This is a genomic window from Candidatus Avelusimicrobium caledoniensis (assembly GCF_902756455.1).
Lineage (GTDB): Bacteria > Elusimicrobiota > Elusimicrobia > Elusimicrobiales > Elusimicrobiaceae > Avelusimicrobium > Avelusimicrobium caledoniense.
In genome coordinates this window covers 128,462-150,518 of sequence record NZ_CACVRB010000014.1, presented here as the reverse complement: position 1 = coordinate 150,518, position 22,057 = coordinate 128,462, and the positions used below count along the sequence as shown (strand labels likewise).

18 protein-coding genes and 1 tRNA gene are annotated in these 22,057 nt (G+C 41.1%); 9 read left to right on the top strand and 10 right to left on the bottom strand.

The features are described 5' to 3' along the window. Positions 1-3: 3 nt before the first annotated feature. Positions 4-975, top strand: coding sequence for a KpsF/GutQ family sugar-phosphate isomerase (locus ACQY2W_RS04710; RefSeq protein WP_428049882.1), 972 nt, complete (start codon positions 4-6; stop codon positions 973-975). Between the two features lie 23 nt (positions 976-998). After that, a complete protein-coding gene (locus ACQY2W_RS04705) occupies positions 999-2,774 on the top strand; it encodes an ABC transporter ATP-binding protein (protein ID WP_428049880.1) in 1,776 nt (591 codons plus the stop codon). A gap of 397 nt (positions 2,775-3,171) precedes the next feature. Here ACQY2W_RS04705 and ACQY2W_RS04700 read toward each other — a convergent pair whose 3' ends face one another. From ACQY2W_RS04700 to ACQY2W_RS04670, 7 genes are all read right to left on the bottom strand, one after another. Next, entirely contained in the window at positions 3,172-5,352 is a 2,181-nt protein-coding gene (locus ACQY2W_RS04700; RefSeq protein ID WP_428049878.1) for a hypothetical protein, read from the bottom strand. 42 nt (positions 5,353-5,394) lie between these two features. After that, the gene (locus ACQY2W_RS04695) at positions 5,395-6,483 is read right to left on the bottom strand and encodes a Fic family protein (protein ID WP_428049876.1); all 1,089 of its coding nucleotides are present in this window, start codon (positions 6,481-6,483) and stop codon (positions 5,395-5,397) included. A gap of 87 nt (positions 6,484-6,570) precedes the next feature. After that, positions 6,571-7,575, bottom strand: coding sequence for a tyrosine-type recombinase/integrase (locus ACQY2W_RS04690; protein ID WP_428049874.1), 1,005 nt, complete (start codon positions 7,573-7,575; stop codon positions 6,571-6,573). A gap of 141 nt (positions 7,576-7,716) precedes the next feature. After that, positions 7,717-7,899 (bottom strand): helix-turn-helix transcriptional regulator, encoded by a 183-nt coding sequence (locus ACQY2W_RS04685; protein ID WP_428049910.1) that lies wholly within the window; start codon positions 7,897-7,899, stop codon positions 7,717-7,719. A gap of 242 nt (positions 7,900-8,141) precedes the next feature. Continuing rightward, a complete protein-coding gene (locus ACQY2W_RS04680) occupies positions 8,142-8,339 on the bottom strand; it encodes a helix-turn-helix transcriptional regulator (RefSeq protein WP_428049872.1) in 198 nt (65 codons plus the stop codon). A 22-nt stretch (positions 8,340-8,361) separates the two neighbouring features. Further along, entirely contained in the window at positions 8,362-9,444 is a 1,083-nt protein-coding gene (locus ACQY2W_RS04675; protein ID WP_428049870.1) for a hypothetical protein, read from the bottom strand. A gap of 553 nt (positions 9,445-9,997) precedes the next feature. Further along, positions 9,998-10,996 carry a hypothetical protein gene (locus ACQY2W_RS04670; protein WP_428049868.1) on the bottom strand — a complete coding sequence of 333 codons (999 nt, stop codon included), beginning with the start codon at positions 10,994-10,996 and terminating at the stop codon, positions 9,998-10,000. Positions 10,997-11,562: 566 nt separating this feature from the next. Between ACQY2W_RS04670 and ACQY2W_RS04665 the strand changes: the two genes are divergently transcribed. From ACQY2W_RS04665 to ACQY2W_RS04640, 6 genes are read left to right on the top strand one after another with little or no spacing between them, the layout of a single operon-like run. Beyond that, positions 11,563-12,249: a hypothetical protein gene (locus ACQY2W_RS04665; protein ID WP_428049866.1), complete on the top strand. Its 687-nt coding sequence runs from the start codon at positions 11,563-11,565 to the stop codon at positions 12,247-12,249. Next, complete coding sequence (locus tag ACQY2W_RS04660; RefSeq protein WP_428049908.1) at positions 12,245-12,976, top strand: glycosyltransferase family 2 protein; 732 nt, start codon at positions 12,245-12,247, stop codon at positions 12,974-12,976. Before ACQY2W_RS04665 ends, ACQY2W_RS04660 begins: the two co-directional genes overlap by 5 nt. Further along, the gene (locus tag ACQY2W_RS04655; protein ID WP_428049864.1) at positions 12,966-13,673 is read left to right on the top strand and encodes an HAD family hydrolase; all 708 of its coding nucleotides are present in this window, start codon (positions 12,966-12,968) and stop codon (positions 13,671-13,673) included. Before ACQY2W_RS04660 ends, ACQY2W_RS04655 begins: the two co-directional genes overlap by 11 nt. After that, complete coding sequence (locus ACQY2W_RS04650) at positions 13,594-13,917, top strand: hypothetical protein (RefSeq protein WP_428049862.1); 324 nt, start codon at positions 13,594-13,596, stop codon at positions 13,915-13,917. The genes ACQY2W_RS04655 and ACQY2W_RS04650 overlap by 80 nt, the downstream gene beginning before the upstream one ends. Further along, positions 13,898-14,953: a WavE lipopolysaccharide synthesis family protein gene (locus ACQY2W_RS04645; protein WP_428049860.1), complete on the top strand. Its 1,056-nt coding sequence runs from the start codon at positions 13,898-13,900 to the stop codon at positions 14,951-14,953. Before ACQY2W_RS04650 ends, ACQY2W_RS04645 begins: the two co-directional genes overlap by 20 nt. Then, on the top strand, positions 14,931-16,043 hold the full coding sequence (locus ACQY2W_RS04640; RefSeq protein ID WP_428049858.1) for a WavE lipopolysaccharide synthesis family protein: 1,113 nt from the start codon (positions 14,931-14,933) through the stop codon (positions 16,041-16,043). Before ACQY2W_RS04645 ends, ACQY2W_RS04640 begins: the two co-directional genes overlap by 23 nt. Before the next feature lie 651 nt (positions 16,044-16,694). On the opposite strand, the gene ACQY2W_RS04635 is transcribed toward ACQY2W_RS04640, so the two are convergent. Continuing rightward, positions 16,695-16,766 (bottom strand) — tRNA-Val (locus tag ACQY2W_RS04635). Positions 16,767-16,970: 204 nt separating this feature from the next. Further along, positions 16,971-18,071, bottom strand: a complete 1,101-nt coding sequence (locus ACQY2W_RS04630; protein ID WP_428049856.1) for a linear amide C-N hydrolase — start codon at positions 18,069-18,071, stop codon at positions 16,971-16,973. 171 nt (positions 18,072-18,242) lie between these two features. Here ACQY2W_RS04630 and ACQY2W_RS04625 point away from each other — a divergent pair, with 171 nt between their 5' ends. Further along, positions 18,243-18,791: a type IV pilin protein gene (locus ACQY2W_RS04625; RefSeq protein ID WP_428049854.1), complete on the top strand. Its 549-nt coding sequence runs from the start codon at positions 18,243-18,245 to the stop codon at positions 18,789-18,791. Positions 18,792-18,837: 46 nt separating this feature from the next. Here ACQY2W_RS04625 and ACQY2W_RS04620 read toward each other — a convergent pair whose 3' ends face one another. Further along, positions 18,838-22,056 carry an efflux RND transporter permease subunit gene (locus ACQY2W_RS04620; RefSeq protein ID WP_428049852.1) on the bottom strand — a complete coding sequence of 1,073 codons (3,219 nt, stop codon included), beginning with the start codon at positions 22,054-22,056 and terminating at the stop codon, positions 18,838-18,840. Position 22,057 lies beyond the last annotated feature (1 nt).

The window sequence follows — 22,057 nt, the reverse complement described above, 5'->3', positions numbered from 1 at the left end:
ACTATGCCCGAAAAATCCCTTGTTGCTCAAGATAGTTGCGCCGTTAAAGATACCGTCGCGCGCGAGGTGGCGTGCCTGAAAAAATTGGAAGATTTACTGGTAAACGCGCCTTTGTCGCACGTGTTAGATTTAATGCAACAGACCAAAGGCCGCATTATCTTTACGGGGATGGGTAAATCGGGCATTGTGGCGCAAAAAATTGTGGCGTCGTTAGCCAGCACGGGTACGCCGGCGTTTTTTGTCCACCCGGCCGAGGCCAGCCACGGCGATTTGGGGATGATTTCTACCGAAGATATGGTGGTGGCTATTTCCAACAGCGGCGAGTCAAAAGAATTAGCCGATATTTTAAATTATTGCAAACGCTACGGTATTGTGTTGGTGGGTATTACTAAAAATGCCACGAGCACACTTGCTAAATACGCCGATTGCGTGTTACCTTTGCCCGATATGCCGGAAGCCGACCCACTGGGGCTCGCGCCCACTTCGTCCACCACGGCCACGCTTGTATTAGGCGATGTGCTTACGGTGGCACTCATGAACCGCAAACAATTTACCAAACAAGATTTTCAAGTCCGTCATCCCGGTGGCAAACTGGGGGCTGTTTTACAGCGCGTGCAAGATATTATGCACACGGGCGAAGAAATCCCTTTATTGGATGAACACACCCCGATCCCTACTATTTTGGTAGAAATGAGCAATAAACGCTTGGGATGTGTGGGTTTTACCGATGCGTCCGGCAAACTAACCGGTATTTTTACCGACGGAGATTTGCGGCGTAAAATGTCGCCCGCGCTTTTTAACCAAACCGGCGTGGATGTGATGACTAAAAACCCGAAAAATGTTTCCGGCGAAATGATGGCCGCCGAGGCCTTGCATTTTATGAACGAAAAAAAGATTACCACGCTGTTTGTTACGCAAGCCGGCAAACCCGTGGGCATTATTCATATTCACGATTTGCTTAAATTAGGTCTGTAAGCCAAAAAATTTTAGGAGAAGACATGAAGAAAATTAAAGAAGTTGTTGTTAAACAAATGTCTGCCAACGCTTTAATTAAAAATTGCCGCCGTATGTGGCCGTATATCAAACCGTTTTGGTTTCGCGCTTGTCTGGGCGTTGCGTTAACGATCCCGGTGGGTGCATTAGATGGTGCGGTAGCTATGTTTTTAAAACCGTTTATGGATAAAGTAATGGTGGATAAACAGCCGCATTTCTCGGCCATGATTCCGTTTTTGATTGTCGGTTTTACCATTGTGCAAGGGGTGCTGTTGTACGCCTCTAACTACATGAACACGTGGGTCGGACAGAAAATTACACAAGGCGTTAAACGCAAATTGTACGCCAAACTCCTCTCTATGGATACGGCTTATTTTGATACCAATAATTCCGGTACGGTGTTGTTCCGTTATTCCACCGACGCCGAAATGGCGTCCACCGGGTTAATTGATAACATGAAGAAATTTTTATCTAAGACGTTTTCATCGGTATCCTTGGTATTTGTGCTTATTTATAACTCGTGGCAACTGGCTATTATCGCTATTTTGGTATTAGTGTTCTTTTTGCCGCTCATGAAAATCGTGCGTAAAAAAATGAAAGATATTTTAACACGCACGGTGGGTAATTTGTCCTACGTACTCACTATTTACAACGAAACCTTTGCCGGTAATAAAACGATTCGCTCGTTTACGTTAGAAGAAACGTTCCAAGACCGTTTCAAAACTGCTACCGATTTGACGTTTGCCTTAGCGATGAAAATGGTAAAAGGCACTAACTGGCTTTCCCCGGTGATGCATATTTTAATGTCTATCGGTATTGCGCTTGTTATCGGGTGCGGGGGGTATTTAATCGTACACGGACAAATTACCAGCGGTAACTTCGTGGCGTTTATCGCCGCTCTTATGATGTTGTACTCGCCGCTTAAAGGCGTGGGGAACAACTATGTGGCTATCCAAAACTCGTTTATGGCTATTGACCGTATTTTTGAGATTTTAGATTTACAGCCCAATATCAAAGATCACCCGGATGCTAAAGAACTGACCGAAGTGCGCAAAGAAATCATTTTTGATCATGTGCATTTTGAGTATGTGAAAGGCCGCGAAGTATTGCATGATATCAATTTGAAAATTCCGGTAGGCAGCACGGTGGCGTTGGTGGGCAATTCCGGCGGCGGCAAAACGACGGTCTCTTCGCTTTTACCGCGGTTATATGATATCCACAAAGGCAGTATTAAAATTGACGGAACAGATATTAAAAACATTTCCCAAAAATCACTGCGCCAGCAGATTGCTATGGTGTTCCAAGATAACTTTTTGTTCTCGGGCACGATCCGCGAAAATGTTTTGTTAGGTAACGGCGACGCTTCGGAAGAAGTCATTTGGGCCGCCCTTAAAAACGCGTGTTTGGACCAGTTCGTTAAGGAGCTTCCCAACGGGTTGGATACAGAAATCGGTGAGCGCGGCATTTTGCTTTCCGGCGGACAAAAACAACGCTTGGCGATTGCGCGTGCATTTGTGAAAAACGCCCCAATTGTAATTTTGGACGAAGCCACCAGCGCGTTGGATAATAAGTCCGAACGGGTGGTACAAGAAGCGTTGGATAACTTAATGAAAAACCGCACCGTTATTGTGATTGCACACCGTTTGAGCACCATCCAAAATGCTGATAAAATTGTGGTCGTCAACGACGGCAAAATTGCCGAAGAAGGCACCCACGAAGAACTAATCAAGCGCAACGGCGCGTATGCGGCTTTGTATGCCATGCAGTTTAAAGGCCATTAAAGTATTTGTTAGCTTGTAAATAACGTAAAAACCCACCTCAACGGTGGGTTTTTTAATGGTGCCCAGTACAGGGTTGCCTTCCGGTCATTTTGCTTTGCTGACGCAAAATGCCTGCAGGCCGGGCTCGCGGTTTTTGCCTTTCGCGGCTTACGCACGCTCAAACAAAAACATCGCTCCGCCTTTCAATCCCTGTCGCACACCAAGCAGTTGGTGTGCTACTGACCATTAAAAAACCCACCAAAAAGGTGGGTTTTTAAATGGTGCCCAGTACAGGGATTGAACCTGTGACCTTTCCCATGTCAAGGGCGCATCGGCCCTTGACAGGGAAATTTCTCGTCGATAAAATGAGTGTTTCGTTTGACATTTTTTGCCACTGCCCAAATATTGACAATGGGGGTTATTTAGCAGCCTCTTTGTTTTGGTAGCGGATGTTTAGTAACTCAGCAAATTTCCTATTTCTTTTACTGGCCCGTTCCAGTAGAGAAGACCATTTAATAATTTCTTGGTATAAAACCCCTTTAACAATTTTGCTCTCATCCTTGATTCCATATAAAGTTTCGGAGGGATGAAACCACGTACCTTCTTGAATCCCTGGTTGGAAACCACCTGTATCATATTCATTAATATTTTCAATAATTAAATATCCATAAAATTGATTGATTTGAAACTTCTCTTTAGAGCAATTTGCAATTAGGCGTGCATATCTTTGGATTTGTAACAAATAATCCTTAGCATCAGTTTCTGGGGCTTTTAATTCTATCAAAACACATTTCCCTTCTTCTGGAAATAGACAGATATCAGGTCTTCTTTCAACAGGAATTTTAATACCATAATTTTGAATCTCGGCTTCTAGATTTTCACGGAATAAGGTCTCATTATCGATTTTGATGTCCTTTAAGGCAATTTCCGAATGTCCCGAAAAATATATAAAATCTTCGTTTAATATCCACAAATCGCTATTTGTTGGAACTGTGGATTGATATTTTCTAAATAATAGATTGTGCAATAATTCTTCTGTTTGTTTACGTATTTCATTTTTATTCCATTGTTTTTGTATTGTAGTTTCCTTGGAAAGGATTTTGTCAAGTAATGCAATAACCATTTCACGACGAGCAATATATAAACTTAAGTCTTCTGAATTCTGCTGAGGAATTAAATTAAGTAACTCTTTGCTTTTCCATTTAAGTTTTTCAAAGTATTGCTCATCGGAAGGGTTTAAATCACAAACGGTATCGTATATTTGCTTGATTTCAGCATCTTTTTTTGACTTCTTCTGAGCTTCTGTAATATAGAACTTTTCTAAGATTTTTTGTGTCGAAATATCACCTAACTCTAGGTTTGTCTTCCGTTGAGTATCATCAGATATATTAAAAGTTTTTACAATAGAGTTCACGTTGGCATTACGTTCATCGAGGACGGTTTTTAAAGAGGGATAAAATTTTGTTAAAGATTGTCGAACAGAATCTTTCACATCTTCTAAAAATATATATTTCTCATCAGAAGGAAATAATGAATTTTGTAAAGTTTCTTGTTCTATATTATGTTTGTCAGGAAATTGGAGTTTAGAACGACTTTCGTCAGCTATAGGTAAACTATCTAAATATTTTCCCTGGATAGCTGTTAAGAAATGGGAATTTCCAATAGTTTCTTTCGATTTAAAAATATCTGGAAAGGATAAGTCCTGAATGGCTGTATTCTGGCTATAGAGTGTGATTTTGTTCCCTGAAGCGACAGAACTCGGCAGTACGAAATTTGTTGCTTGTAGCTGAGCGGCTTCTGTGGTAGACTCCCAAATTACCTTAGGAGTATTGTTTGTTTCTCCACCTTTGTTTTTAATTTCCTGTAGTACTGGTTTTTGGTAGGCAACTTCCAATTGAACAGTATTAGCAGGAGTTGGTATATCTTTTAAATCGATATTTTGTGTTTCTTTTAACTTGTCATTATAGAAGAAATTAATGGTAATTTTAGGGAAGGAATGCCCTGAAAATTTAAAAAGGTATTGAATAATCAAAGAAATTTTGAGTTGTTCTATAGATAAGGAATCATAATATGTTTGGTCACTTTGGTTTTTTAATTGACTCATTGTCACGCGAGTTCCTGTCTGTTTCTCATTTGGGACTTTCGTAAACAAAGCATCTCCAATAAAATTTTTTCCATTTTGTTTATTATAATGGAATATACGTGAAAAAACAGACCCATTATCTAAGTATATACTTTCAAATCTCACATCTTCGAAACTATGAACGTACTGTAGCCTTCCTGAGCCACGATTTCCTTTCCCTTTTGTTCCATTAAATAAATCGTTAAAACGGGCATAATTAGATTCAGTGAATCCAATACCATTATCGGCAATTTCTATCGATTTAAAAGATTTGAGTTTTTGAGAATCGATATAAATGAAGAAGAGATTAATATTTATTTGGCCACTTTCTAAGTTTTGCTGATATTTTTCTTCAATAGCTTCCCACGCGTTAGTAAATGCTTCAAAGATAGGGGCTAATTTATTACCTGCTTTATGAACAACTCTAAGTGCACCTCTTAAATCTACTGTCGCAGATTGTTTCACTGGTTCTTCCATATGTTTTCTCTCCTAGACTCTATTAGAAATATCTTACAACATTTATCTATTCAGTTTATAATGCGTTGTTCTTCCTGCTCCAATCTGCTCTAAAATACCACGCTGTTGTAAATCGGCTATATCACGGCTAGCGGTATCGTGAGAACATTTACATATTTTAGCCCATTTGGTGCTGGTTAAATTGCCTGTAAAGCCGTCAAACAGCATATTGAGCATCTTGCTTTGGCGGTCATTGAAAGTTTCCCCTTGATGCTGTTTCCAGAAAGTTGCTTTAGCCAAAACCGTCTTTAACAGTTCTTCCGAATCTTTGATGGCCTTCTCTAGCGTATGTAAAAACCACTCTAACCAATCCGTAATATCCAAATCACCTTGTTGCGTAATTTCCAGTTGTTTGTAATACTCTTTACGCTCTTTGGCAATCTGTGACGACATAGAATAGAAGCGGTTGGAAGAAGATTCGCTTCGCGCCAGTAATAATTCCGTTAAAGCGCGGGCAATGCGTCCGTTTCCATCGTCAAACGGGTGCAAAATAACAAACCACAAGTGCGTAGTAGCGGCTTTGAGCACATTATCGGTTGGGTCTGTATTGATAAACTGAAATAACTTTTCCATTTCCGCATCCAAAACAATAGCGGTGGGGGCTTGGTAATGGACTTTTTCTTGTCCCATCGGCCCCGAAACAATCTGCATTGGGCCTAATTTATCATCACGATAATCGCCCGCTTTAATCGTATAAAAACCACTCTTTCCGTCAGGGAACATATGTTGATGCCACGTACACAAACGCGCCTTGTTGATAGGTGCCTCATAGTGCTGAATAGCATCTAACATCATTTCCACTGTGCCGTCCACATTGCGGGCTACGGAAATATCCTCATTAGGTAGTCCCAAACGCCTGGCAATAGAGGAGCGAACTTGCGCTATATCTAGCAGTTGGCCTTCAATTTGGTTGGATTTCAAAATTTCTTCCGTAAGCGTTTGAAGCAAGGCGTTATCTTGCATAGCAAATCCGATATTTTGCATTTTACCCAATAACAATCCTTGCGCTAGTTTAACCTGTGCAAGCAAGGATAAAATTTTGGTTTCATCCCACGTAAAGTGCGGCCAATTTCCATTTTGATAGATATACATAATTCGCTCCTGTACACCCATTATAGCATAAACTACGCATAAAGTACGCAAAAAGTGCGTAGTTTATGCGTAGATTACGGCTTTCTCCTATACAATACTAAGCGGGATCATCCCATCCATCACCATCATTTTACTGGCGATTTCACCTGTTTTGAACCGCAAATAGCGTTGCGTAGTGGTTATTTTGCTATGCCCAAGGAGTCTTTGTAAAAACTCCAAACTCCCGCCACGATTTAAGAAATTAATTGCGAAAGAGTGTCTCATATCGTGTGGACGTATATGGCCAACGCCTGATTTTGCGGATGCCTTGTTGAGTTGGTATTTTAATTTATCTTTAGTCACCTTTTCAAATACGAGGCCACTTTTTTGCGGATTTAAGCCCTGCAATATTTGTTCAATATCTGCGGTTAGACCTATGGTGCGCGGGCGTTCGGTCTTCGTTTTAGGAATATAGATAGTGCGGTGCGTAAAATCAATATTTTCCCAACGCAGACCCAATAATTCTTGCCGTCTAAGCCCCGTATAAAATCCAATGGTTACACAAGGACGCACTTCATCACTAATGAATGGTAAGAGCCTTTGAATTTCTTGTTCATTTATCGGATGTGGCTCAAAAGGTTGTTCCGCGCGTTGTTTTTTAACCTTTCGGCACGGATTAGGCCCGCTATATTTATCCCAATCGCTCAAACAATTAAAAAACTTGCTGATGATGCCAAAGTAGCGGTCAGCAGTGGAAGCTGAAGATTCTTGGACTATTTGGTTATAGAAGGTTTGCACCTCTAATGGAGTAACTTCCTTTAAAGTATAATTGCCAAAATGTGTTGTTATCCTTTTGAACATAGATAAATAAGTTGGTTGGGATGGTAACAAATTGACGTGGTGGGTGGTGAACAACTTGGCCATATCTTTAAATAGTTGGCTTTCTTGCATCAAACGCGGATCATTTTTAGCTTGATAGAAATCATTTGTACGCTTAGCTAATTCTTCCTTGGCGGCTGATTCGTTTGTAGCAACAATTTGGCGGTGTCTTTTGCCTGTTTTATCTTTGTAATCAATTCCATATCGTCCTTTTTTATCTTGGTAAATTTTCATATCAATTTCTCCTATATTTTTCCAGATCGTATTGTATATATGATCCTTTCTTTTTTCAAGATCAAATCTTAAGTTTTTATTTTTGGAGGTTATTGGGCTTACTTTCAATGTTTTATTTGACTAAGCCAAACAACCGAATTTTTACGAATGGTTAAAAGAAAGTTCTGTCGCATCTTCCACCATTTGCTCTATTTTTTCCCGCTTAAAGAGTAATTTTCCTGATAATTTGACTATAGTGCCTTCGGGGAACTCTCTACGGGTTCTTTTAGAATAAATAGTAGCGGGGGAGAGGTGTAAATATGCGGCTACTTCATTTACATCCATCAAGGGACTTATATTAACTTGCATTTTTGTTGTTGTCCTCGGTTTTAAGTGATTGGTTGAATAGGGAACTAAGATTTATCGAATCTGTCTTTATTGATAGTTACTGCCTTTTTATCTTGTAAAAAATGCTCTCATTAGCTTGTCAATCTTACTATATGCTTTTGATACTGATTTTTTACTCTTTATGACTATTTATCCTATTAACCTTACTTATTCTCACATAATATACATTGGCAGACTGACTAGTGATTCACGGTCTTTTCTGCTTGGGATTTTACCAGTTGTTCAATTTGGTAAACTTGCAACTTTTGAGGTCGCGTATGATTATTAAGCCATTTGTTGACTGACACGCAGGAAACGCCTAATAATTGGGCCAATTCTTCTTGGGTAAGTCTGTTTTTTAATCGGTATTCTTCTAGTTGTTTAATTAAATTATTCATTTTTTACTTCCTTTCTAAATATTTACTGCAAATCTTCCATCATTCTGTTGCTTCGGTAATCTAGCCGAAGCGGTTTGAAATTTTGTACTACACGAACTATTTTTCTAACTACATAATCTTTGCGCCCCTTAAAATAATCACCAAGTCGCGCTTGTTTCTTTTTAGCATCGGCATATTGATTGTATTGCGCTTTTTGGCTGTTGTATCGCTTCTCTATGGGATTGAACAGTTCTTTAATAGTATATGCACCGTGCCTTCTTTCTAGGGTTTCCAATCCTGTATATTGGGCGATATCATTTACCGAAACGCCCTGTTTAATTGCGTGAGCTATCTGTTTAAGTTCTGTTTCTTTGGAACATCCTGCGGGGGGTAAATTGTCTACAACTTCTTTTAAAGCACTCACCAGCACTTGTTGAATCAAATTACTATCCCAAACATCTTGTAGAGTAAATTTTTGCTCACATCGTTTGAATTTTGATAAATAATGTTTTACAGCGGGGCTACCATAGAAAGTAACTTCATATCTGAGAACTTGTTTGCCATTTGCTAACAATGTCGTATAGATGTTCCTATTAGTTTTGTTAAAATAACCTTTTCCTACAATTTCTTTGGTCGTTTTATCGTAAAAGCCCACATCCCTGCCCTCATTGCTTACACTTGCCTTATACCCATCTCGTCTACCTTTCCTATAGTGATGAAATTCGGGGGCGTTATATCCCTTGGTTAGACATTTTCCAAGCCGTTTAAAGAGAGCTAGTAGGCAACATTCCACAGGCAAAATGATGTTTTTACCATATTCCAAATAGAAAATTCCTGCATTTTCTATTGCCTTCTTGGATACCATTAAACCCTTTCTAGCAAATGCCGCTTGAATTTCTGACACAATCAATCCCAAATCTGTGTCTGTTGCTTCTTCTAAATTATTTTCAAACAGGCATCTTGGTACAGCCACATCAAATACATACTGTTTCTTCTGGTGATGGTAAAATACGGAGGGTTTATTTTTAGGATTCGTTGCTTTACTTTGTTTTATATCCTCTGCACTTCCCGACCACATTTCTTTTACATCTTCTTCTTCAATACCGCCTTTCATTCTGTCAATCATATTTGTTGACGCTCCTTAAGTTTAAAATCCAAGTCTTTAAACCTGGGAACCTTTTTAGGTGTTCAACAAATATATAAGTGTAAACTTTTCCTAATTTCTCTTAAAAAACAAGGATAATTTTAAATGCTCTTTGTTTCTTTTGTTGTAAGGTAACGTAAAATTGACCTCTGTTAAGTTAGCAGTATTTCTTTATTTCCTGCCTCTACTTAATACTAAAATGTAAACGATTTTTAATCTTTTTTGTTTACACATCGGTTGGGTTGATAAAAAACAATCTTTTTGCATTGTTATATTGTTTAGATGTTCATCAAATTGTCTGCCCAATATGCCAATTCTGCCCTTATATACAATATACAAGTGTTAACCAAAGTTAATTTGTCGACGAAGACAATAAAGAAACTACAATATATTAGAGTGTAGATGTTGATTTCCTGGGCTGAAAGGAAGGGTTAAGAGCGTATAAACAGCGAGGTCAATACTTGTGAGTCGGGTATGGTAGAAGCAACGATGCGGACATCCCAATCTCCGTTAGACCATATTTGTATCTTTACAATTACTCTTTTGTAGAGTTCCTGACTCGTTTTAGATCGCTAAAAGCAGTTGCGAAGGATCTGTCAATGCTGTCTCGCCAAAACTGAAACCATCCAAAAAAGACAATATGGGTAAAGAATGCTATTTTATCATTTGAAGCCCATTCTTCCTCGTTGTATTGTAATTTGTTGTGTTCGAATATTGAGTCAGGGCCTCTGTACAAAATATTTGTGTTTATACCTTCATCATCAATACAGAAACGATAACGCGTAGCGGTATAAAAATATTGGCGTAATTTCTTTAACCACAATTTACTGCTAACAGTATCGGCGTATGTAAATACACTATGAAAATTGGCAGTTTTGATTAGGTAATTTACTACCATATCAAATTCTTTACACAAATCCTTTTTCGTTATAAATTCTTTGAAAAATTCACTAAACCCGCAAGCCATTTTATGAAGATATAAATATAATCTGGGGTCTTCATCTAAAAAAATTTTATTGTCTTCTAAAAATTGATAAAACTCTGCATTAATTTTACTTGCTTTTTCTAGGAGATTGTTGGGTATTTCTTGAGAGTCTATATAATATGAAACGAATAAATCTGCTACACTAATATCTGTAATATCTTGTGGAGTAAATCCTGGAGTTTGTTTTTTGTCTATTGCTCCGCAAGGAAATATAATAGACAAAAATAGCATATTAATATCTCTGAATTTCAAAAAACGATTTCTTAATTCCAATAATTTATCTTGTTTTTCTTTGATAAATCCGCCATACACGAAATTGCAACGTTGAATTTCTATCTGTTGTTTGTTAAATTCAAGTTGTTGTTTATTAATTTGAATTTGCTGTTTGTTGAGATTCTTCTGTTTGTTGGATACCCAGAGTTGCCAAACTGCAACGCAAACGGCGATAAAAGCCATAGCAGTTGGGCCAATAGCGGCGATCCAATCAGCTACATCTTTTGATGTGTTGAAGTCTAAAACCACCCAGGGGAATATACTTTCTGTGAACATATCTTTCTCTACTTTTTTCTAAATTTCTCCCTGTGCTAGGGATACTTATTTTCAATATACTAAATAAGGAAAAGAACGAACAATGTGTTGTGCTTTTGAGTTTCCTTGGTTACCATTTGATAGCTTAAATATGGTAACATAGATATATATTTGACTTAGAGGAGTAGGTAGTAATTTACTGGGCCTTAGACGTGGCCTGTATACAATTTGTAACGTTTTTGGAATCCTATTGAAGGATAGGATGGTACTTAGAAGATTCTAAGTCCAAGTTCGTCCAGAAACAGCTGTTTAGATAGAGGGTATAAACGGGTAGCTCCCGAGTATGCCTTCTATCGAATGTCGTATATCCTTGGCACATTGCGTGATTTAAGGATTGCGACTACGGTTGTTTTGTGAGACTAAGACCCGAACTTGGCTTAGATAGCAACTCAACCGTTTATTTTTAGATACCATCTGCTTTGCAGGATTCCATTGATTTGGAGTCCTGCTTTTTTATGGACTCCGCAGGGGGATACCTCCGCCAAGATATTCCCCCTAGATGATTTTTAAACTGAGGAGATGGTATTATGCAAATTATCGCACACCGAGGCGCGTGGAACGTACCGCAAGCCCCGCAACAGCCGAACTCGTTAGAGGCGTTTAATCAGGCACTTGTTCATCATTGGGGCATTGAGGTAGATATACGAGATTACAAAGGAGAACTGCGGGTCTCTCATAACCCTGCCGATGAAAATTCGCTTCCCTTATCTGTATTGCTTGATTCGTACCAAGCCCATAAATCTACGGCTTGTATTGCTTTTAATATCAAGGCCGATGGTTTGCAACCTTTACTCCAACAACAGGTAGAGCAATATCATATCAAGCATTATTTTACGTTTGATATGTCTATTCCCAACACAATAGTTGATAATCAATTCGGCCTTCCTTTTTTCTTGCGCCAAAGCGAATTTGAACAATCGTTACAACACTTAGGGCAACTATATCAACTCTGCAAAGGTTTGTGGATAGACCAATTTGAAGAAGACGAGCGTGTGTTGGCTTATAATTTGCTTTCTATTTCTAATCATCTGAAGGCAGACAAACAGATTTGTTTTGTTTCACCTGAACTGCACCCTTGGGGAAAGCAAGAACAACAATACTTAAAAGTGTGGCTGAAACTGAAAAACTTGTTAAACGATTTGGGGAATCCCAATATTTACTTATGTACAGATTATCCTAAACAAGCGGAGGAATATTTCAATGCAAGAGATTAACATAGTAATTCCTATGGCAGGACAAGGGAGTCGTTTTGCCAAAGTGGGATATAAAAAACCTAAACCGTTTATTGACGTTTTGGGTAAGCCGATGATTGCACACGTGCTAGAAAATTTATCTATGCCAAACGCACGATTTATTTTACTGGCACGCGCAGAGCATTATGAAAAAGAACCCGAAACAATTGCGTGGATAAAACATAATTATCCCGCCCAATTCGTGCTGATTGATAAATTGACGGAAGGTGCGGCTTGTACGGTGTTGCACGCCCATCGTTTAATCAACAACAATACGCCTCTGTTAATTGCCAATTCCGACCAATTAGTAGATATGGAAATTGCACATTACTGGGAAGATAGTCGGCAGAGAGGTTTAGATGGCTCCGTCTTGTGTTTTGAAGATAATCATCCCAAATGGTCCTATGCCAAACTGGATGACAACGGATTGATTACGGAAATTCGGGAGAAACAAGTTATTAGTCCTCACGCTACGGTGGGTATTTACTATTTTGAGCGGGGGCGTGATTTTGTAGAGAATGCCCTAGATATGTTTGTGCGTAACGAACGTGTAAATAATGAGTTTTATGTGGCTCCTGTTTACAACTATGCTATTAGGCAGGGGGAAAAATTCGGGATTTATTCTATTGAGAAATCACAAATGCACGGTATCGGAACGCCCGAAGATTTAGATGCTTATTTGGCTTGGAGGAAAGGCAATGACCATTAAGGCCGTATTATTTGATATGGATGGAGTGCTATTGGATGCCAAAGAATGGCACTATGAGGCACTTAATAAGGCATTGGAACTCAAGGGCTATGCTCCTATTTCCCGCCAAGATCATCTCACTACCTACGATGGTTTGCCTACGGCTGTTAAATTGCGCCGGCATCTACCCGATATTAGCGAGGAGAAGCGCAAGGAAATCAATGCGTTAAAACAGGAATTGGTGTTGGAGATAGCGGGCAGGTTATGTAAAGAAAATCCGTTACACGTAGAAGTATTGCACGCCTTAAAACAGAAAGGATATTCTTTGGCGGTGTGTTCTAACTCTATTCGTCATTTTGTAGATGAAATGATGATAAAAACACAACTGAAACCTTATTTGGATTTCTTCCTCTCCAACCAGGATGTAACAACACCAAAACCCAATCCCGAGATTTATCTTACCGCTATTAAACGGCTAGGTTTGAATCCTACGGAGGTGGTCATTTGTGAAGATAACCCCCACGGTTTGGCGGCGGCGCACGCTAGTGGAGCGCACGTCTTTCAAGTAAAAACCGTCAATGATGTATGTTACCAAAACTTGAAAAAATTTATTGAACAATTAAACGGAGTGAAGAAATATGAAAACAGACAAATTGACCAGGATGGTAAAAGGGTGGTTCGTGGGAAAATTTACGCCCACGGTACTCAGCACAAATGATGTGGAAGTGGCGGTTAAACGTTATAAAAAGGGCGATTATGAGTCGGCGCATTATCATAAAATTGCCACGGAAATTACAGTTATTATTTCGGGGCGCGTAAAGATGAACGGTGTGGAATATGGTTCTAACGATATTATTGTTATGGAACCAGGTGAAACGACAGATTTTGAGTGTTTGGAAGATAATACTGTCAATGTGGTAGTAAAACATCCAGGAGCCAATAATGACAAATATATTGCGTAAGATTTCTATTGATCCGAAGGATATTTCAGTGGTGGTACAAGGAGCAGTAGACGCGCGACTAACTCCTCTGTGTTTGGCGAGTATTCGCCAATATTTACCTGGGGCAGAAATTATCCTATCCACGTGGAGAGGAACAGAAACTAAAGGCTTAGATTATGATATTTTAGTACTGAATCGGGATCCTGGTTGTAGTATTTGTGATGAACAATGGAATGTAAAAAATAATGTTAATAGACAAATTATATCAACAAAAAATGGACTCAAAAAGGTCCAACGGCGCTATGCTCTGAAACTGCGTACAGATATTTCGTTAACCTCTCTCAATTTTTTACGTTATTGGAAAAAATTTCCTAAACGTACTGATGATTGCCGCGTGTTAACAGAACGCGTATTAATTAACAACTTATATTGTGCTAATCCACATAAAACAAATTTTTGTTTTCACGTGTCGGACTGGGTTTTTTTTGGTTTGACAGAAGATTTATTAAAGATATGGAATATTCCAAGTATATCCGTTGCCGATAGTGTATATTTCAAAGGGCACCCTCGCCCAAAAATAGACCCTATTCCGACGTGGTTATTTCGTTGGATTCCTGAACAATATATTTGGACTTCTTGTTTGCTTAAGAGTGGACAATCGTTTGTGTTCAATCATTTTACAGATATTTCCAGTAAAAATCTATATGAAAGTGAATTGAGTTTTGCCAACAATGTTGTCATTATTAACTATGAAGATTTTGGTATCAATTTTATGAAATTTGATCCTTATAAATGGGATTATTCTGCTCAATACACTCATAAAGATTGGTTGCAATTATATAAGCAATACTGTGATCCAAAATTTATTATGCCATACAAGATATACATAGCCCCAGATATTGAACGTTTGTATCATCACTACAAATGTTTTTTTCAGCCCATAGAAAAAATGATATCTAAGGGGAGACATTGGATAGAGGAACTTTTCCACATTATGGGCTATATAATCAAAATCCTATCTAAGAGTGTCTATTATGTCTTTACCGAAAAATACTGAAATTACTGTTATTTTGCAAGGGCCTATTATCCCTACAATTACACAAAATGCTATTGATGCCACTAATCGGGCCTTACCTGGGGCTCGTATTGTTTTGTCAACGTGGAACAATGAGGATATTCGCGGTATATCGTGCAACCAGATTGTCATTGGGAATCCGCCTCCTTCCGTAGTTATTCATAATAATCCTAAAAATCCGAGTTTAAATAACACCAATCGTCTGATTTTTGGGATGCAACAGGTTCTTCCTCAGATACGAACTAAATATGTTCTTAAATTGCGTACCGATATTATTCTACAAGATGCGGAGTTTTTGAAATATTGGGACGCATACCAGCAACGAGTTGAACAGTATCAATTATTCCGTCATCGCGTTTTAAATTATTATTTGTTTGCCCCGCAGTTTAATTTCCGTCAGGGGGTAAAAATACCTACTTTGTTTCATCCCTCTGACTGGATGTTTTTTGGATTCACTGCAGATATTAAAAAATTATTTGATATTCCTCTACAACCAGATCCTGCTTATTCTTTGTGGTGGAACAATCATTCTAAACCAAATTATCAAATTGACCCTTGGCCAGGAGCAATATTCCGCTATTCTCCCGAACAGTATTTGTTTTATCAAGCGTTACATCAGAAATTCCCCGAAATTACCTTTGACAGTTATTTTGATATCACCCGCGAGAAAGAACAAATGTCCCGTTTAGTGATGGTAAATAATTTTGTTGTTTTAGATTATCGTCAATGGCATATCAAAATGCCCAAATACCAACATCGTATTGGCACAATTCCCCTGGGGCAAACCTCACACGCACACTGGCAAGACGATTATAAAACATATTGCGATTCAAAATTTAAGATATCGCTAAGAAATATTTGGTTTAAATGCACAAAATTAGATATAGGAGAGATTGTAAAAGCGAAAAAAATAGAGCTAGAAAAACGGTTTGTTAGCACTTTTTTCTCTTCTCTATATAAAAAGCATTTGTATAAAAAATACCAATGCTCTCCTGCAAAACTAAAACAGAAATTAAATGCTTTATCAGCCGCTAAACGTATCTATGTATATGCGGAGGATGTTAAACGATAGCGTGTTTGTATCAAAAATAAAAATAATATTGAAATCGGCTCAATTTTTTGAAATCAAAAATCGGTCTTATATGTATCATTTTTGGGGGATTATGGGTAAGAAAGTGGTAGAATTTTTCCAAAAAATTTTCATCCTAGGTTTTGTTTCTAGAGTCCAAATTTTATTTTTCCGATGTTACCGCCTTAATTCTACCGCTAGATTTCGCCGCTCTTCTTTTTGACGCGCGAAATATAGCCATTTATAGCCGCTTTTGCCCGCTATTTTTCACCTTTCCCGCGCAAATTTGCCCGCTCCGTCGAGGCCATTTTGCCAAATTGCCAATTAAAACCGTTAAAACGCCTCGTTTTCCTTCTAAAAGCCATTGCCAGAATATTGACAATAAAACTACAAAAATCTGCAAAAATGCGCAAAAAACGGGCTTTTTGGGGTGTCCGCTAAAAAAGTCTAAAATCAGTATAAAACAAGAAATCCTCGTCGGGAAACGAGGTTTGCTGACGCAAAATGCCTGCAGGCCGGGCTCGCGGTTTTTGCCTTTCGCGGCTTACGCACGCTCAAACAAAAACATCGCTCCGCCTTTCAATCCCTGACGGAACAACAAGCAGTTGTTGTTCCTACAAGGGCATTTTTATTGGCAAAAATGCCAATAAAAAATGCCCAGTACAGGGATTGAACCTGTGACCTTTCCCATGTCAAGGGAACGCGCTACCGCTGCGCCAACTGGGCTTAAAATTGTTCTCTACAACTTAAATTGTTCAACTTCGCTACTACTTTTCCTGTCGGCGCGTTCCCTAAGAGCGGGAACGTACTTTGTGTTACAAGCGCTGCGCCAACTGGGCTTAAATCTATCTATATTATAGCATATCTTATAGATAAAACGCCCGCCCGGTGTCATACAACGGGTGGGCGTTTCTGTCAATTTTAGCGCAACTAAAATTTCCGTTCGTGAAATGTTTCGCGCGGTGTTTCGTCCATGTCCGTTACCGTATAGGGTACTTTAGCAAAATCAATTTTGGTCAAGTCCACTTTGCGGATAGCGGAATTGTACATGGTGCGGTAATAGAATGCCGGGTGTGTCACATCGGAAACGGCGGTCCATTGGGTCGCGCTGGGCATATCGGGTATTTTCTCGCCGGGGGCATATTCTGCCCCGATAGGCAAATCAAAATTATTTAAGATGTGAAACGCCTGCGTTACCGCCGCGTACGTATCCGCCGGCACGGGGGCACTGTGCAAGAAAAAGAACGCACGTACCAAGCGCGAGGGCGGTGTTAAGTCGCCGGGCAGGCCCATTAAATTCGTGCCACCGCCCAACGAAAATAAGTGCACATCCCCAATTGTTTTATCGGGTGTTTCTCCGCCGGAAAGGTGGATATAATTATTCAAGTTGGACTGATGCCACGGAAAGCCCGGCGAGTTAGTAAACACGCCCAAATTATTTTCGTAGATGTGGCGTTCGCCGCGGTCGGTAATTTCTAAAATCATGCTTTTGCCCGAAGCATCACTCATGCGCCAATGTCCGGTGGCATAGTGGCCGCTGGCGTCGGGTTTGCCGATAGGGATAATCTCAATTTTTTTAAGTCCCTCCAACGCTTCGTCTACACTGGCGAAGTTGGTAAGCATATACCGCACGAGCTCCCCGTCGCTTACTGATTTTTTAGCGTGCTTGGCTTCGTACGGCGTTAAACTGCCGTAATGCGAGAAATAAAAGATCCCCACGTTGAGCCCTTTTTCATTTACCCCTTCTGTTACAAAGCGCGGCTCTACGGTGCTGGCCCCCACGGCACCGTATTTATTGTGCCACGTTTTTCCGTTTTCGCCTGCCGGCGTGAGTGCGGTGTTTTTCATACCCCGCGGCATGACAATTAGTTTGCTGTTTAAGTTGCCGCCTTTCCACTCAATTGTGCGCGCGAGTAACCGCGTGCCGTCTTGCGCGTTGATGGCGATACCGGTGCAAGCATACGCCTCCGGCGCATACAAAAGTCCTGCCGTCAGTACGGCAAGAAGTAATTTGTAACTTAGTTGTTTCATACGATTCCTCCTTAAAAGATATTTCTATTAGACTATATTTCGCGCCGATTTCTTTGTGGTAAAAAGGGTTAGAATAAGATTATTTTTATTTGTTTTCGTCGTTGCAAAAATTGCCTATTGACATCGTTTTTTTTTTTGCTACATTTTATTTAATGATAAAAAGGAGGTTGTATGAAAAACAAACAAGCATTTACGCTGATTGAATTATTAGTGGTTGTTCTCATCATTGGCATTTTAGCGGCGGTGGCGTTGCCGCAGTATCAAAAAGCGGTAGAGAAATCACGCGGTACACAGGCCTTAACAATGTTAAAATCAGTCGTTCAGGCGCAAGACGCTTATTACTTGGCTAATGGTGACTACGCTGCTACTTTTGATGAATTGGCCTTGGATATCCCATGGACCGGTACGGCGCAATTTTTGTCGGGTGCTACGGACAGTAAATCAAATAATGATTGGGTAATACAAATTGAAAAAATCAATTCATATATGAATGTTCATTTGGGGCGTATTTCCGGAAAATATCAAGGGGCGGGGTTTGTGTGGGTTTACAGCACAACAAGCGGTATGCCAACGGGAGAAATATTGTGTTTTGAAAGGACGGCTTCTGCTTCGGTTTTATTTGATGCAGATTTGCCGGCAGGTTCGTATTGCACAAAACTATTTTCCGGCACATTAACATCAGGTGGGACTGCCGGACGTTATTATTCTTTACCGTACTAATCCGTTAAAAACCCCCGCTATTAGGCGGGGGTTTTTATATTCATACTTATTTTACTTGTTTCCAACTTTCTTGTGCTTGGGCGGCTTTGCGTGCGGCAACACGTGCTTTGTGCCGTCCGAACTTTTCCACATACGTTTGCACGAGCAAGTAGAATAGCGGAATCAGCGCAAGCCCGGCCATGGTGCCGATAAGCATACCGTAGAACACCGGCACGCCCAATGCGCGGCGGCTGGCGGCTCCGGCGCCGGTAGCAATTACCATGGGTACCATACCCAAAATAAATGTAAATGCGGTCATCAGTACCGGGCGGAACCGTTGGGTTAGACCGTCCATGGCGGACAGGTAAATAGACGTTCCGCTGGCGTGTTCGTCTTTGGCAAATTCCACAATTAAAATGGCGTTTTTAGCGGCTAAGCCGACGAGTAATACAAGCCCTAGTTGTGCGTAAATACTCAGCGAAAAACCGGGCGTCCATAAACTGGTCAGCCATAACCCGAACAACCCGCCTCCTACCGCGGCGACGACGGACATCAGTACCGGTATCGGGATCGTCCAACTTTCGTATTGGGCCACTAAGAACAAATACGCAAAGATTACAGCTAACAAAATCAGCGTATTGATTTGGCCTTGGTTTTGTTTTTCCTGGTAGCTCATACCGGTCCATTCGTACGAATAGCCGGGGGGAAGATTTTTCATAATTTCTTCCGTAGCGGCCATAGCGTTACCCGTGCTGGAGTTGGGGGCGGCGTTAGCCATAATGGTCGCTGCCGGATATTGGTTGTAGCGCGAAATTTGCCGCGGCGACAAAATGTACTTCATATCTACCAACGCCATCAGCGGTACGAGTTCGCCTGTGGCACTGGTAACATACATTTTGTTGATGTTTTCCGGTGTCATGCGGTACTTGCCTTGCGATTGCATAATCACTTTGTTGATTTGCGTACCGAAGTTGACGTCGCTTACGTACGCCGAGCCGAGGTAATTTTCCAAAATAGAAAAAATACTGGAAACGGGCACTTTCATGGCTTCGGCTTTGGCACGGTTGACGTCCAAATAGATATTGGGCGTGTCGGCTTTAAAGGTAGAATAGGCCAGTTGCATAGACGGATCTTGCATCATTTGAAAACCCATGAAGTTAGCGGTATTGGCTAATTTTTGGTAATCAAAATCATTAAGCGTTTGCAAGCGCAAATCTAACCCGCCCGACGTGCCCAACCCCGGGATGGCGGGCAGTTCAATAGCGCGGATGGTAGCGTCAGCGATAGAGGCAAATTGTTGATTAAACCGTTGGGCAAGTTCAGATTGGGATTGCCCTTGCACAATATCGCGGCGGAATAATTTTTTGATGCCGCGCGTCAACCAGTTATCGCTTTTGCGTGTGTTCCACGGTTGGAGCGCGACGAAGGCGATGCCGGTGTTTTCTCCGCTACCGCCCAACAAGCTAAACCCGATCACGTTTGTTACGTGTTTGACGCCGGGGGTTTGTTTAATGCCGCTGACGACTTGGTCTATTACGTTTTGCGTGCGTGCGAAGGTGGCCCCTTCGGGCAGTTGCACATCCACGAGCACAATGCCTTGGTCTTCCAACGGAATAAACGACGTGTTGAGGAATTTTAAAAACCCGATATCTAATACAACAAATCCCAAGAATAACAGTACAATAACTGTCTTGCGCGATAAGCGGCGTACAAGCCCGCGATAGCCGCGTGCTCCGCGTTGTACAATCATATTAAACCAACGCAACGCAAATATATTTGTTTCCGGGATCGGCCGTAACATGGTGGAACAAATGGCCGGAGAAAGCGACAGCGCGTTTAGAGTAGAAAAACACACCGCTACGGAAATGGTTACCGCAAACTGCGTGTAAATTTTTCCGGTGATACCACCCATAAACGTAATCGGTACGAAGATAGCCAACAGTACCAGCGTAGTGGCAATCAGCGCACCGGAAAGTTCTTCCATGGCTTGCGTGGCGGCTTCCACCGGGGTTTTCTTTTCGCGGTTCATCAGCACGATGACGCGTTCCACCACACAAATAGCATCGTCCACCACAAGCCCGATAGCGAGTACGAGGGCGAACAGCGTAAACATATTGATAGAATAGCCCAATGCCATCATTACGGCAAACGTACCCAGTAGTGAAACCGGGATGGTCGCCGCGGGAACGAGGGTGGCACGCCAGTCTTGCAAAAACACATAACAGACAATAACGACTAATATGAATGTGATAAACAGCGTGAGTTCCACTTCTTCCACAGAGGCGTTAATAAAATCGGTGGTATCTATGGAAAATTCATACGTAAGTCCGTCCGGGAAAAAGGTTTTTAAGCGTTTGAGTTCCGCGCGGACCTCTTTTATCGTTGCCAATGCGTTTGCTCCGGAGGAGAGGTTAAGCATAATCGGCACAGATGGGTGCCCGTCAAATGAAGCGGCAAAACTGTACGTTTCTTGTCCTTCTTCCACTTTGGCGATTTCGTTTAAACGCACGAGCCCGCCTTGTTCATCGGTACGGACGATGATGTTGCCAAATTCTTCGGCGGAGTTTAACCGCCCTTCCGTTTGCAAGGCATACACGGTCAGTACGGAGCCGTCGTTTGGACGCGCGCCGATTTTGCCCAAAGACGGTTGGTAGTTTTGGCTGGCAATAGCTGTTTTGACGTTGGCTATGGAAATGTTCATGGCGGCCATTTTGTCCGAATCTAACCATACGCGCATACTTTTGGCCGCACCGAACACACGCGCCTCACCCACGCCGGTAATACGGCTTAAGTTTTTTTGGACGTTGTTGTTTAAATAATCACTGATATCCAAGGTGCTCATTTTGCCGCTGGGGTCGCTAAACGAAACGAGCCCCAAAATATTAGACGAACGGCGAAAGACGGTTAATCCTTGTGCAGTAACAGCCGCCGGTAAGAGTGGGGTCGCTTGTGAAACACGGTTTTGCACTTTGACTTGTGCGATATCCGGGTCCACGCCGGTTTTAAAGGTAACCGTAAGCATATACGAGCCGTCGGCAGAGTCGGAGGACATATAGAGCATATCCTCTACCCCGTTGACGCTGGACTCTAACGGGATACCCACCGTTTTAGCAATTACTTCGGCGCTGGCGCCGGGATAAACGGCCCGCACAACTACTTCGGGCGGGGTGATTTCCGGGTAGAGGGCTACCGGTAGTGATTTTAGCGCGATAAACCCGGCTAAACACAAAATGAGTGAAATAACAAGCGCAAAGCGCGGACGTTTAATAAAGAATTTGGCGAACATG